11 protein-coding genes are annotated in these 13260 nt (G+C 44.4%); all 11 read left to right on the top strand.

All coding sequences use genetic code 11. The annotated features are described in order from the left end of the window. Nucleotides 1-78 precede the first annotated feature (78 nt). The 11 genes from H1S01_RS15250 to H1S01_RS15200 all read left to right on the top strand — a co-directional run bounded on the left by H1S01_RS15250 (nt 79) and on the right by H1S01_RS15200 (nt 13255). Nucleotides 79-1692, top strand: a complete 1614-nt coding sequence (locus H1S01_RS15250; protein WP_188041275.1) for a polysaccharide biosynthesis protein — start codon at nt 79-81, stop codon at nt 1690-1692. 94 nt (nt 1693-1786) lie between these two features. After that, entirely contained in the window at nt 1787-3415 is a 1629-nt protein-coding gene (locus H1S01_RS22360) for a sugar transferase (protein WP_188041274.1), read from the top strand. Next, on the top strand, nt 3402-4136 hold the full coding sequence (locus H1S01_RS15240; RefSeq protein WP_188041273.1) for an HAD family hydrolase: 735 nt from the start codon (nt 3402-3404) through the stop codon (nt 4134-4136). The genes H1S01_RS22360 and H1S01_RS15240 overlap by 14 nt, the downstream gene beginning before the upstream one ends. Beyond that, the gene (locus H1S01_RS15235; RefSeq protein ID WP_188041272.1) at nt 4090-5229 is read left to right on the top strand and encodes a DegT/DnrJ/EryC1/StrS family aminotransferase; all 1140 of its coding nucleotides are present in this window, start codon (nt 4090-4092) and stop codon (nt 5227-5229) included. Before H1S01_RS15240 ends, H1S01_RS15235 begins: the two co-directional genes overlap by 47 nt. Before the next feature lie 75 nt (nt 5230-5304). Next, entirely contained in the window at nt 5305-6327 is a 1023-nt protein-coding gene (locus tag H1S01_RS15230) for a polysaccharide biosynthesis protein (RefSeq protein WP_188041271.1), read from the top strand. Continuing rightward, the gene (locus H1S01_RS15225; protein ID WP_207732367.1) at nt 6324-7442 is read left to right on the top strand and encodes a polysaccharide biosynthesis C-terminal domain-containing protein; all 1119 of its coding nucleotides are present in this window, start codon (nt 6324-6326) and stop codon (nt 7440-7442) included. Before H1S01_RS15230 ends, H1S01_RS15225 begins: the two co-directional genes overlap by 4 nt. Before the next feature lie 4 nt (nt 7443-7446). Further along, entirely contained in the window at nt 7447-8571 is a 1125-nt protein-coding gene (gene wecB / locus H1S01_RS15220) for a non-hydrolyzing UDP-N-acetylglucosamine 2-epimerase (RefSeq protein WP_188041270.1), read from the top strand. A gap of 75 nt (nt 8572-8646) precedes the next feature. Continuing rightward, complete coding sequence (locus H1S01_RS15215; RefSeq protein WP_188041269.1) at nt 8647-9753, top strand: glycosyltransferase family 4 protein; 1107 nt, start codon at nt 8647-8649, stop codon at nt 9751-9753. A 1-nt stretch (nt 9754) separates the two neighbouring features. Next, the gene (locus H1S01_RS15210; RefSeq protein WP_188041268.1) at nt 9755-11074 is read left to right on the top strand and encodes a nucleotide sugar dehydrogenase; all 1320 of its coding nucleotides are present in this window, start codon (nt 9755-9757) and stop codon (nt 11072-11074) included. Between the two features lie 44 nt (nt 11075-11118). Beyond that, on the top strand, nt 11119-12096 hold the full coding sequence (locus H1S01_RS15205) for an SDR family oxidoreductase (RefSeq protein WP_188041267.1): 978 nt from the start codon (nt 11119-11121) through the stop codon (nt 12094-12096). Nucleotides 12097-12139: 43 nt separating this feature from the next. Further along, on the top strand, nt 12140-13255 hold the full coding sequence (locus H1S01_RS15200) for a glycosyltransferase family 1 protein (protein WP_188041266.1): 1116 nt from the start codon (nt 12140-12142) through the stop codon (nt 13253-13255). Nucleotides 13256-13260 lie beyond the last annotated feature (5 nt).

Genomic DNA, 13260 nt, shown 5'->3' with positions numbered 1-13260 from the left:
ATTTTATTTCGTAAGTAGTCTGCGTAAAATCAAGTAATTTTTACTGTCAAAGTATACAACTTTGTTTTCAATCTACACATGGATTTTCTTTTTCCCAGTATCACAATTCCCCACAGCATCTTCATCTTATCAGGCTTTTTCGCCTTTCTTGGCGTAAGTTCCAGCCGAGTCCTCTGGCGGCTCTATTGTGAATGGAAGCTCGGTAAGGAAATTAACGGTTCCGAAAAAAAGCGTGCCGCTTTGATTGTCGGCGCCGGCGATGCAGGGGTGATCGTAGCCAAAGAATTGACCCGCTCGCCTTCTGCCTTGCATCCGATCGGATTCATCGACGATGACCCGGAAAAATGGAACAAAACGATACAAGGGCTTCCCGTACTGGGAAAAACGAGTGATATTGCATCGATTGCGCAAAAAAAACAAATTAAAGTGATCGTCATCGCGATGCCTTCCGTGTCGGGCGCTACAGTTCGAAGGATTATGGATGAGTGCAAAAAAACATCGGCCAAGGTACAGATTATGCCTTCCTTATATGAACTGATCAGCGGTAAGGTAACTCCCAATAAACTGCGCGATGTGGATGTGGAAGATTTGCTCCGTCGCGAACCGGTAAAGATCGAGTTAGGAGAAGTTACACCCTATTTATATAACAAGATCGTCATGGTTACCGGAGCGGGGGGATCCATCGGGAGTGAACTTTGCCGCCAAATCGCACGGGTGGGTCCGAAGGCGTTAATCCTGATCGGGCAAGGGGAAAACAGCATATATTGCATTGAACAGGAACTGAAAGCGGACTATGGGCACCTGAATTTTTCGACCACCATCATCGATATCAAAAATCGCTATGTCATGGAAGAGATATTCAGGACCTATCAACCGCAGGTGCTTTTCCACACTGCTGCCCATAAACATGTCCCTTTAATGGAGTGTCAACCGGAAGAAGCCGTCAAAAATAACGCCTGGGGAACAAAAATCTTAGCAGAGCAGGCGGGCCTTTGGGGCGTCGAGAAATTCGTCCTTATCTCCACGGACAAAGCGGTTAACCCTACCTCGGTCATGGGGGCTTCGAAGCGGTTTGCTGAACTAATCGTCCAACATTACGCCAAGCACTACAAAAAGACCTCCTTCGCTACTGTTCGCTTTGGAAATGTACTCGGGAGCCGGGGATCGGTCATTCCGATCTTCAAAAAGCAAATCGCTCAAGGCGGGCCTGTTACAGTAACCCATCCCGATATGGTCCGATTTTTCATGACCATTCCCGAAGCGGTCACTTTGGTACTCAACGCAGGAGCTCTTTCCCGAGGTGGTGAGATCTTCGTCTTGGATATGGGGACGCCTGTAAAGATTTTGGATTTAGCCACCGAACTGATCCAACTCTCGGGGTTAGAACCGGGAAAAGATATCGAGATTCAATTCAGCGGAATTCGGCCCGGTGAAAAACTATATGAAGAACTCAACCACAGTGGGGAAACGATGGAACCAACGAGCCACGAGAGAATCATGAAAATCGCTAAGGAAATTGAAGTACACAGTACTTCTGTTTTGCCCATTCAACAGATGCTGCGGATGACCGACGAGGATTTATTCCGATTAAACCGGGAAGACGCGGTTAGATGGCTGGAGCAAGTGAACCCGGGGTACCATTGGGAAGGCAAAGAGAGCAGTAAAATACGTAAGGCGATCAGTCAGAAATAGGCCTGGCGTTGGCGAGGCGGGAGATTGACGGGACCGGTGTATGATGAAAATCAAAGTGACAAAATCCTGGCGATGAAAGAGTTCGGGTGTACTGATGAAACTCTACATTGTGTTCAAAAGTATCATGGACAAAATCTTGAGTTTAATACTACTGATTGTCCTATCTCCCATCATGATCATAGCGGCCTTGGCGATAAAGTTGGATTCACGAGGGCCCATACTGTTTAAACAAAACCGACCGGGAAAAAGGGGTAAGATTTTCACTATTTACAAGTTTCGTACTATGCGTTTAGAAACAGAGTTGAAGGGCAAACCGTTAAGCGATATTGAGCGGATGACTCGGGTGGGCTCTCTGTTACGAAAAACGAGCATCGATGAGTTGCCACAATTGTTTAATATCCTTCGCGGTGAGGTAAGCTTTATCGGACCCCGCCCTTTGTTAGTGCAATACCTTGACTATTACACACCGGAACAGATGCGGCGACATGAAGTGACTCCCGGCATATCTGGATGGGCACAAGTCAACGGGCGCAACGCCATTACTTGGGAGGAAAAGTTTAACTTAGATGTATGGTATGTAGATAATATCAGCTTTTTATTGGACCTAAAGATTTGGATCATGACAATTAAAAATGTGTTATTTCAAAAAAACATAAACAACTCCGACGAAAGTACGATGCCGCTTTTTTCAGAATTTGCCGAGAAACAAATCTATAAGGATTCAATGAAAGAGGTTGCGATGGTAAATTTATTATTTACAAGTGCAGGCAGACGAGTGGAACTCGTTCAACAGTTTATCAAGGCAAAAAGAAACAAGGGGATAGAGGGAAAGATCATATGTACCGACATGGGTCCATTAGCCCCCGCATTATATTTTTCAGATAAGTCCTATATAGTACCACCTGTAACTGATGAAACTTACATATCCTCTTTACTTACGATTTGCCAAAAAGAACAAATTCGTCTGATCATCCCAACCATCGATACTGAACTAAATGTCCTATCTTCAAAAGCAGAGTTATTTCGCAATATCGGCTCAGAAGTGCTGATTTCATCCATGCGAGTCATCGACATTACCCGTAATAAAAGCAATACAATCGATTTTTTTAAGCAATACGGTGTTAAATCACCCAAAAGTTACGGGGTGGGAGAAGATGATGTAGTCGAGTTTCCTTGTTTTATTAAACCTGTGTCGGGCAGCTCTAGTGTTAATGCCTTTAAAGTGGATAATCAGGTAGAACTTGATTTTTTCAAATACTATATTGGTGATTATATGATTCAAGAGTTTATCGATGGTGAAGAATACACGATCGACGTATTTTGCGATTTTAGTGGCCGTCTTATCTATGCCACACCGCGTATTCGGATTGCGACTCGCACGGGTGAGGTCGTAAAAACCCAAATCGTCACTGACGACTATCTAATTAATCGTATTTGCAACATTGTAAACGTATTAAAACCTATCGGTCCCATCACTATACAAGCGATTAGAAGCAAAAGAGATAATGAATATTACTTTACTGAAATTAACGCTCGCTTTGGCGGAGGTTGTCCCCTAAGCATGATGGCGGGGGCAGATTCCGCTTCAGCTGTCTACGACTTGCTCATGGGTGAAGAACTGGCGACGAAATTAAACGCAGCTCAGGAAGATTCCGTATATCTCCGGTTTGACCAAAGTATAGCTTTGGAACAAAAGTGTGACGGTACGTATGAACAAGTATAAGGCTGTTATCTTCGATTTAGACGATACTCTTTACCCGGAATTCGACTATGTAAAAAGTGGATTTAACAGTGTGGCTACACTTCTTTCTCCACGAATTGACCAGAATGTAGCCGGTATAAATGAGTCCTTACTAAAACTATTCCATGATGATAGAGCTGACGTTTTTAATAGATACTTATCGTTGCAGGGGATAGAAGATAAACGAGTATTGGCCGAATGTATTATGACTTATCGAGGCCATTTCCCCAATATATCCTTATCTTCCGACGTTAGAGAATTGTTGTATTGGCTTAAAAACAATCAATTAGGATTGGGAATCCTTACGGATGGCAGACCAGACGGTCAACGAAATAAAATTAAAGCCCTTGAACTCGACAAAATCGTGGATGCTGTGATCGTTACCGACGAACTGGGAGGCGTTCATTATCGAAAACCGAACGAACTCGCCTATCGCCGAATCTGCTCTCAACTTGAGATCCAAGCAAATGAGGCGATTTACGTTGGAGATAACCCTGCGAAAGATTTTATCTCCGCCAATCAGCTTGGAATGGTAACGGTGATGCTAAAAAACGACCATTCCCTCTATAAACAAGAAGGCTTTTTACCGGAGCAACAGGCCCAGATGATCATAAAGGACCTCCGTGAACTGAAAAGCATTGTTTTTAGGAGTAACCATGAACAAGAGAATCTATCTTTCTCCCCCTCATGTGAGCGGATATGAGATGAGATACGTCCAAGAGGCTTTTGATACAAACTGGATCGCCCCTCTTGGACCGAATGTGACCGCTTTTGAAGAAGAACTCAGTGAATATGTTGGTGTGAAGCATGGATTAGCCCTATCGTCGGGCACGGCAGGAGTTCACTTGGCCTTACGCTGCCTCGGAGTTGAACAAGGAGATTATGTTTTCTGTTCGAGTTTAACTTTTGCAGGCAGTTGTAATCCAATTTTGTACCAAAAAGCCATTCCCGTGTTCATCGACTCGGAACCGGAAAGCTGGAATATGTCACCGACCGCTTTGGAAAAAGCTCTTATATGGGCGAAGCAGGAAAACAAGCTGCCTAAAGCTGTAATCATCGTCGATCTCTATGGTCAAAGTGCTGATTATGAACGTCTGCTACCGATTTGTGAACATTATGGAGTTCCTGTGATTGAAGACGCGGCAGAAGCACTGGGTGCTTCCTACAGGGGAAAAAAGTGCGGTACATATGGTGTATACAACATTTTTTCGTTTAACGGAAACAAGATCATCACCACTTCCGGCGGCGGGATGATCCTTTCTAACGATCATGAAGGCATTGAAAAGATGAAATTCTGGGCGACACAAGCCAGAGAGCCCGTAAGACATTATGAACATAAAGAGATCGGTTACAACTATCGCATGTCCAATATCTGCGCAGGAATTGGCAGAGGACAATTGGCAGCATTAGATAAACGAATTTCCGAACGAAAAGCCGTCCGTCAGCAATATGTGGAAGCCTTCAAGAATCTCCCCGTTGAGTTTATGCCTATACTCCAAAAGGGAAGTCCCAACTACTGGCTCACTGTCCTAACCGTCCAAGAGAATTGCCGAATCCGGCCAGAGAACATCATGGTTGCGTTGGAAGAAAAAAATATCGAGTCAAGGCCGATATGGAAACCGATGCATCTTCAGCCGATCTATCAACCGTATCCTTTTTTTTCACATACGAATCAGGGCTCACTGGGGGAGTCCTTGTTTATGAAGGGCATCTGTTTACCGTCGGGGTCGTCGATGACCTGTTCAGAGCTGGAAAAGGTTATCGATACGATCATGAAAATTTTTCACGAAGGATAATATGAAAGCCGTTGCTTCGTCTGAGTTACCAACTTAGCCATAGGCGAGACCGCAAGATAATGGAGATGTATCGATGTGTTTGATGGGAAATGCCTGTTGATAACTGGGGGAACGGGCTCTTTTGGAAATGCCGTATTGCGGAAGTTTCTTCACACCAATATCGGTGAAATCCGCATCTTCTCCCGTGATGAAAAAAAGCAGGACGACATGCGCAAGGAACTAAAAAGTGATCGAGTCAAATTTTTCATCGGCGATGTTCGTGATTATCAGAGTGTTACGGCAGCCATGTACGATGTGGACTATGTGTTTCACGCAGCAGCACTGAAGCAAGTTCCGTCCTGTGAGTTTTTTCCGATGGAGGCTGTGAAGACCAACGTGATAGGCACAGAAAATGTATTGAACGCAGCGATCGCATACGGTGTAAACAAGGTGATTTGCCTATCGACAGATAAAGCAGTTTATCCGATCAATGCCATGGGGATATCGAAGGCCATGATGGAAAAGGTGATGGTAGCCAAATCACGGACTGTTGACGCAGGGAAAACGACTATTTGCGGAACTCGCTACGGCAATGTCATGGCTTCACGAGGTTCCGTCATCCCCTTATTCGTCCAACAGATCCGATCGGGGGATCCCTTAACCATTACCGATATGAATATGACTCGCTTCTTGATGTCCTTAGAGGAATCGGTAGAGTTAGTGCTCGTCGCTTTTCGAGATGGTCACCCAGGAGATATCTTCGTCCAAAAGGCACCTGCTTCAACGATTGCCGATCTCGCCCAGGCATTGATCGAACTATTTGGTGCGAATAACAAAATCAATGTCATCGGAACCCGCCACGGAGAAAAGCTTTACGAAGCGCTGCTGACTCGAGAAGAGATGGCTCGCGCCGAGGACCTGGGAAAATACTATCGAATTCCTGCAGACACAAGAGATCTAAACTATGACAAGTTCTTCATCACCGGCGATGTAGAAGTGAATTATGGGTGGGAATATAACTCCCACAATTCAAAACGATTAAACGTCGAACAGATCAAAGCTAAGCTTCTCTCTCTAGATTTTATTCAACAGGAATTGAGAAGAGGCGGGATGGGATGATAAGGACGGTATTGGTCACAGGCGCCTCTGGATTTATTGGAAAAAATCTTTGTTCTGCTTTGGAACAGAAGAGGAATCTGAAATTATTGCCTTATGGCCGGGAGGACAACGTTGAAACACTAGCAGTCTACCTTGAACAAGCTGATTTTATCTTTCATCTTGCCGGCGTTAACCGGCCTCAATCTCCGGAAGAATACGATGAGGGAAACCGTGGTTTTACAGACATTTTGCTCTCGCTGATTGAACAGCAGGGAAAGAGGACACCAATTGCCTTTGCTTCATCGATTCAAGCCGCATTGGATAATGCTTATGGGGCCAGTAAGAGAGCGGCGGAAGCGGCTCTTTTTGAATGGTCTCGAAAAAATCATGCCCCTGTATACATATACCGGTTGCCCAATGTCTTTGGAAAGTGGTCTAAGCCGAACTATAATTCCGTAATCGCTACCTTTTGCCACAACATTTCCCACGGAATTCCGATTGAGATACATCATCCTTTGAATGAACTTACGCTTGTCTATATCGATGATGTAATCCATGAATTCCTACAAACAGTGAACGAGCTAACCAGTCCTGATGAGGATGGTTTCTGCTATGTGTCCAAGAGATATCAGGTCACACTCCAGCAAATCGTAAATCTCTTATATTCCTTCGACCAAAGCCGGAAACACCTTGTCATGCCCGACCTAAAGGGTGATTTTGAGCGAAAGTTATTCGCCACCTATACCTCCTATCTCCCGGAAGATGAGTTCGACTATTCATTAGATATGAAAGAGGACGCCCGTGGATGGTTAGCCGAGTTCATCAAATCGAAGGAATTTGGACAAATCTTTATTTCCCGTACAAAACCGGGAATTACCCGCGGGAATCACTGGCACCACACAAAGGTGGAGAAATTTCTTGTCGTCGACGGAGAAGGGCTGATTCGGTTAAAAAAAGTGGGCTCCAATGATTTGATCACCTATAACGTCTCGGGTCGGCAACTCAAAGTCGTCGATATTCCTGCCGGTTATACCCATTCGATCACCAACACAGGCAGTAGGGATATGATCACCCTCTTTTGGGCGAATCAAGTCTTCGATCCCGAACAACCAGATACTTATTATCTGGAGGTATGAACTTGTGGAAAAGTTAAAAGTGATGACCGTCGTCGGCACAAGACCAGAGATTATTCGACTATCGGAAGTGATCAAAGCATGCGACCGCTATTTCGACCATATCCTCGTTCATACCGGTCAAAACTGGGACTATACCTTAAACCAAGTCTTTTTCGAAGAACTGGAACTTAGAGAACCCAACTATTATCTGGAATCTGTCGGGAACAGTCTCGGGGAGACCATGGGGAACATCATCGCCAAATCGTATGATGTGATCGAACGAGAAAAGCCCGACGCCCTCTTAATTTTAGGTGATACAAACAGTTGCCTATCGGCCATTGCGGCGAAGAGGCTCAAGGTACCTATATTTCATATGGAAGCGGGAAACCGTTGCTTTGACCAAAATGTGCCCGAGGAGATCAATCGGAAAATCGTCGATCATATCTCAGATATCAACTTGCCCTATACGGAACACTCCCGACGGTATCTGCTTTCCGAAGGATTTCGGAAAGAACATATCTTTGTAACCGGTTCGCCGATGCGAGAAGTTTTACAGAAACATATGGCGAAAATCGATGCCAGCGATGTCATGTCCCGACTCAATGTGAGTTTAGGACGATATATCGTCGTTTCAGCTCACCGAGAAGAAAACATAGATAATGAGACCCAATTTTCATTATTAATGAATGCAATTAATAACGTCGCTGAGCGCTATCGAATGCCTGTCATCTACTCGACACATCCGAGAAGCAAGAAGTTTATCGAACAGCGCAAATTCGTCTTTCACCCATTGGTGCAGTCGTTACCTCCCTTCGGGTTTATCGATTACAACAAACTCCAAAAAAATGCCTATTGCGTCCTTTCCGACAGTGGAACCCTATCGGAAGAGAGTGCCATCTTAGGATTTACCGGTGTGTTGTTACGGACATCTACGGAACGGCCGGAAGTGTTGGATAAGGGTACCGTCGTTATCGGAGGCATTACTGACAGAGATATGGAACAAGCCATCCAACTAGCGATGACGATGCAAGAGAATCAAGAACCTACCTTAGTAGCTCCTGATTATATGGATGTCAATGTATCTGTTAAAGTAGTCAAGATCATCCAAAGTTATGCTAAAATCGTCAATCGAGTGATTTGGGGGAAGTAGATCGTCAAGAAACCGATGAGGAAAGAGTGAATCTATGACAGCGCTTGCGGCATTTCCCACGAAAAGAGTAGTACGATGAAAATCCTCCTGTTAGCGAATCTAAGCTTAGGTTTGTATAAGTTCAGAAAAGAGTTGTTACAAGAGCTTATCAAGCAGAATCATGAGGTATATGTATCCGTTCCCAAAGATGAGCATGTATCTTTGTTAGAAAGCCTGGGATGCAATTTTATAGAAACCAATGTGGATCGACGTGGTACGAACCCCATATCGGATATACAGTTATTATTTTTCTACATAAGGATCATCAACCGGATTAAACCCGATGCGGTACTTACCTATACCATTAAACCGAATGTTTATGGTGGAATAGCGTGTAATGTTACGAATACAGCCTATATTGCAAATGTGACAGGGCTAGGTACCTCTATAGAAGAGAAAGGGATTATCCAGAAGATAACCCTCGCGCTATACCGAATCGGTTTGAAAAAGGCAGCCTGCGTCTTTTTCCAAAATGAGACGAATAGACAGTTCTTTCTTCGTCAGCGCCTAGTCAAGGGAAAGACCAAGTTAATCCCCGGTTCCGGTGTAAACTTGATGGAATTTCGTTTTGAAGATTACCCCCAACATGACCAGGTGATCCGCTTTTTATTTATTGGCCGCATCATGAAGGCCAAGGGCATTGAAGAACTGTTAGAAGTGATACCGCGAATTAAAGCCAGGTACAATCAAGTGCAATTTGATTTGCTGGGTCCATGTGAAGAAGATTACACTGACCAGTTGTCCGACTTCGAGAGGCGAGGACTGATCAAATACCATGGTCAACAAACGGATGTACTTTCCTTCATCAAAAACTCCCACGCCACGATCCTTCCGTCTTATCATGAGGGAACAGCTAATGTGCTGCTTGAGTCGGCAGCAGTCGGTCGACCTGTGTTAGCCTCAAAGGTTGCTGGATGCAAGGAAACTTTTGAGGAAGGCCTGAGCGGCTTAGGTTTTGAGGTTAGAGATGCCCATAGCCTAGAGGAGACCCTAATTCGGTTTGTCAATTTGCCTTATGAAGAAAAGAAAGCGATGGGAGTGGCCGGTCGAAGGAAAATGGAAAAGGACTACGATCGAAGCATTGTCGTCGGTGAATACATCGAAGAAATTGACCAGAGCACCCGTAGACTAAGGGAGAAGTAACATGGACTTGTATGAAAAGATAGTCAAGGGAAAAGCCAAAATGTCCGTTGTCGGCTTAGGTTATGTAGGATTGCCGATTGCCGTGTCGTTCTCAAAAAAAATTGGTGTCATCGGGTTCGATATCAATAAGGAAAAGATCGAACTCCTTAAAAAAGGGATCGACCCTACGAAAGAGGTCGGAAACGAAGCGTTAACCGCTTGTGCGGTAGAATTCACATCGGATGAGTCGAGGCTTCTAGAGGCAAAGTTTCACATTGTTGCAGTTCCGACGCCGGTAAATCCGAACCATACACCGAACCTGAACCCGATAGAATCAGCCAGCCGGATTTTGGGAAGATACCTGACAGAAGGCTCCATGGTCGTCTTTGAATCTACCGTTTATCCGGGAGTCACTGAAGAAATATGTGTCCCCCTGTTAGAGGAAGAGTCTGGGTTAAAGTGCGGGGTGGACTTCAAAGTGGGATACTCACCGGAGCGGATTAACCCAGGCGATAAAGTACATAGACTTGAATCGATCATAAAAGTGGTTTCGGGAATGGATCAGGAAACGGTGGATATTGTGGCCAAAGTCTACGAACTGGTTGTTGAAGCGGGCATATATCGAGCAGAATCCATTAAAGTGGCAGAGGCTGCCAAGATAATTGAAAATTCACAACGGGATATTAATATCGCCTTTATGAATGAGCTTTCCATCATCTTCAATAAAATGGGAATTGACACAAAGTCGGTTCTCGAAACGGCAGGAACGAAGTGGAACTTCCTACACTTTTATCCCGGTTTAGTGGGGGGCCATTGTATCGGTGTCGATCCCTATTACTTGACGTACAAAGCGGAACAGATGGGTTATCATTCGCAGGTAATCCTTTCAGGCAGACGCATCAACGATACTATGGGCAAATACGTTGTCGAAAATCTAGTGAAGCAACTGATCAAAGCGAATGTCCCTGTGAACAACGCTAAGGTTGCGATTCTCGGGTTCACCTTTAAGGAAAATTGCCCGGATACACGCAATACCAAAGTGATCGATATCGTTTACGAACTAGCTGAATACGGCATCATTCCTCTGATCGCGGATCCCATCGCCGATGTAAGGCAAGCAAAGTGTGAATACGGTATCGAATTCCATTCCATTGATGAGATCATCGACGTGGATGCGTTAGTATTGGCGGTAGCTCATGGGGAGTTCATAAAATTTACGCATAGTGATTTTCAGCGATTTTATAAAGACGTGCCTAACGAGAAGAAAGTGCTTATAGACATTAAGGGAGTTCTAAAGCGGAAGGAATATGAAGCCGCTGGATACCGCTATTGGAGACTTTAAATGAGGGAACCAAAAACCTTCATAATTGAGGAGAAACTATTCGTATGGGATATGGACAGATTACATTTGAGAAAAGTGCCCTTTTCCTGGTGACCGGTGGGGCAGGATTTATTGGTTCGAATTTATGTGAAGTCATTCTTGCTCTGGGGTACAAGGTTCGCTGTTTAGATGATTTTTCGACAGGAAAAAGAGAAAATATTAAGTCATTTATAGAACACCCTAATTTTTCACTGATGGAAGGGGATATTCGCAATCTAGATACATGCGTGAGCGCCTGCGAAAATGTGGATTACGTGCTGCACCAAGCGGCATGGGGAAGTGTTCCAAGAAGTATCGAAATGCCCCTGCTGTATGAAGAGATCAATATCCGAGGAACCTTACATATGATGGAAGCGGCAAGACAAAAAGGTGTGAAGAAGTTCGTCTATGCTTCCAGTTCCTCCGTATATGGCGATGAACCGAATCTCCCGAAAAAAGAAGGGAGAGAGGGAAGGCTCTTATCGCCCTATGCTCTGACGAAGAGAGTAAACGAAGAATATGGGCGACTCTATAGGGAGCTCTACGGACTCGATACGTACGGACTACGGTATTTTAACGTCTTTGGCCAACGGCAAGATCCGAATGGGGTTTATGCCGCCGTGATTCCCAAGTTCATTAAACAACTGCTCAATAATGAGCGACCCACCATCCATGGGGATGGTAAGCAAAGCAGGGACTTTACCTATATCGAAAACGTCATTGAAGCAAATCTAAAAGCTTGCCAAGCAACACATGATGCAGCCGGGCAAGCTTTTAATATTGCCTACGGAGGTAGAGAATATCTCATCGATATTTATTACGAGTTATGTAAGGCCCTAGGGAAAAATATTGAACCAAACTTCGGCCCAGATCGAAAAGGCGATATCAAACATAACAACGCCGATATCTCGAAAGCAAAAGAATGTTTGGGCTATGATCCCGACTATAACTTCGCCAGAGGGTTAGCTTTAGCCATAAGGTGGTATAGGGAGAACTGTTCATAGGGCTTGATGGAAAGGGATAAAAGAACGATGTGAGGATTCGCGCATGAGTCCAATTAGGGTGCTACAGGTCCTTGCCAGCCTGAATAGAGGCGGAGCCGAGACCATGATCATGAATGTCTATCGTCAAATAAATCGAAGGCAGATCCAATTTGATTTTATTGTAAACGAAAACAAAGATCCCTATGACTACGAAAAAGAGGTCCGTGAACTGGGTGGGAGGATATATCCTGCTCCAAGGTTTACGATTACGAATTACCTGCCCTATAAGCGATATTGGGAACAATTGTTGATGACACATCCCGAATGGCGAATTATTCACGGACATCATACATCGCCGGCATTGATCTATTTAAATGCAGCAAAATCAATGAATCGAGTAACCATAGCTCATAGTCATACCGCAGGAGGAGAGAAATCGCTAAAGTCAATGATGAAAGTGATCCTGCGCTATCCTTTGCGGTATATAGCCGACCATTTACTTGCTTGTTCCACTTCTGCTGCGAAGTGGATGTTCGGTAAGCGCGGTGATTCCGCCCAAATTATTAAGAATGCCATCGATATAAATAAATTTATATTTAATGAAATTGTTCGAAATGAAAAGCGCAGAGAGTTTCAAATCGAAGAGCATTTTGTTATCGGTCATGTTGGGCGGTTTCAGATCCCTAAAAACCACCAGTTCCTCATTCGTATATTTAAAATAATTACTGAGAGAAAAAAGGATGTGCGATTGATGCTAGTCGGCGATGGTGAGCTACGACCTGCTATTGAGCACAAAGTGAATGAATTAGGACTTGCCGACAAGGTGATTTTTACTGGGAGCAGATCAGACATCCCCGAGTTATTACAGGCGATGGATCTATTTGTATTTCCCTCTCGATTCGAAGGTCTAGGATTAGCTGTCGTGGAGGCCCAAGCAGCGGGTCTTCCTTGTATTGTTGCGAATACGATCCCAACGGAAGCATATGTGACCGATCAAATTGAGGAGGTAGCTATCGATGCTTCCGCAGATATATGGGCGGAATCGATCATCAGACATTGCAAGGGGAATGAGCGCAAGAGTTCAACGGAACAGATAAAAGCCAGCGGTTTTGCGATTGAAGAAACGGTGAATCAACTGACGAATTTTTACATGGAACAGTATAAGTTGTTTAATTCGTAGAACAA

Origin of the sequence: Heliobacterium chlorum (assembly GCF_014502795.1) — a bacterium.
In the GTDB taxonomy this organism is placed as follows: Bacteria; Bacillota; Desulfitobacteriia; order Heliobacteriales; family Heliobacteriaceae; genus Heliobacterium; species Heliobacterium chlorum.
The sequence above is the reverse complement of the archived record's forward strand: the minus strand, read 5'-3'. Positions and strand labels throughout refer to the sequence as shown.

Bases quoted from the DNA above. Each gene is read 5' to 3' on its own strand.
- H1S01_RS15240 (WP_188041273.1), top strand. From the start codon at position 3,402: ATGAACAAGTATAAGGCTGTTATCTTCGATTTAGACGATACTCTTTAC.
- H1S01_RS15210 (WP_188041268.1), top strand. From the start codon at position 9,755: ATGGACTTGTATGAAAAGATAGTCAAGGGAAAAGCCAAAATGTCCGTT.
- H1S01_RS15215 (WP_188041269.1), top strand. From the start codon at position 8,647: ATGAAAATCCTCCTGTTAGCGAATCTAAGCTTAGGTTTGTATAAGTTC.
- H1S01_RS15200 (WP_188041266.1), top strand. From the start codon at position 12,140: ATGAGTCCAATTAGGGTGCTACAGGTCCTTGCCAGCCTGAATAGAGGC.
- H1S01_RS15225 (WP_207732367.1), top strand. From the start codon at position 6,324: ATGATAAGGACGGTATTGGTCACAGGCGCCTCTGGATTTATTGGAAAA.
- H1S01_RS22360 (WP_188041274.1), top strand. From the start codon at position 1,787: ATGAAACTCTACATTGTGTTCAAAAGTATCATGGACAAAATCTTGAGT.
- H1S01_RS15235 (WP_188041272.1), top strand. From the start codon at position 4,090: ATGAACAAGAGAATCTATCTTTCTCCCCCTCATGTGAGCGGATATGAG.
- H1S01_RS15205 (WP_188041267.1), top strand. From the start codon at position 11,119: ATGGGATATGGACAGATTACATTTGAGAAAAGTGCCCTTTTCCTGGTG.
- H1S01_RS15250 (WP_188041275.1), top strand. From the start codon at position 79: ATGGATTTTCTTTTTCCCAGTATCACAATTCCCCACAGCATCTTCATC.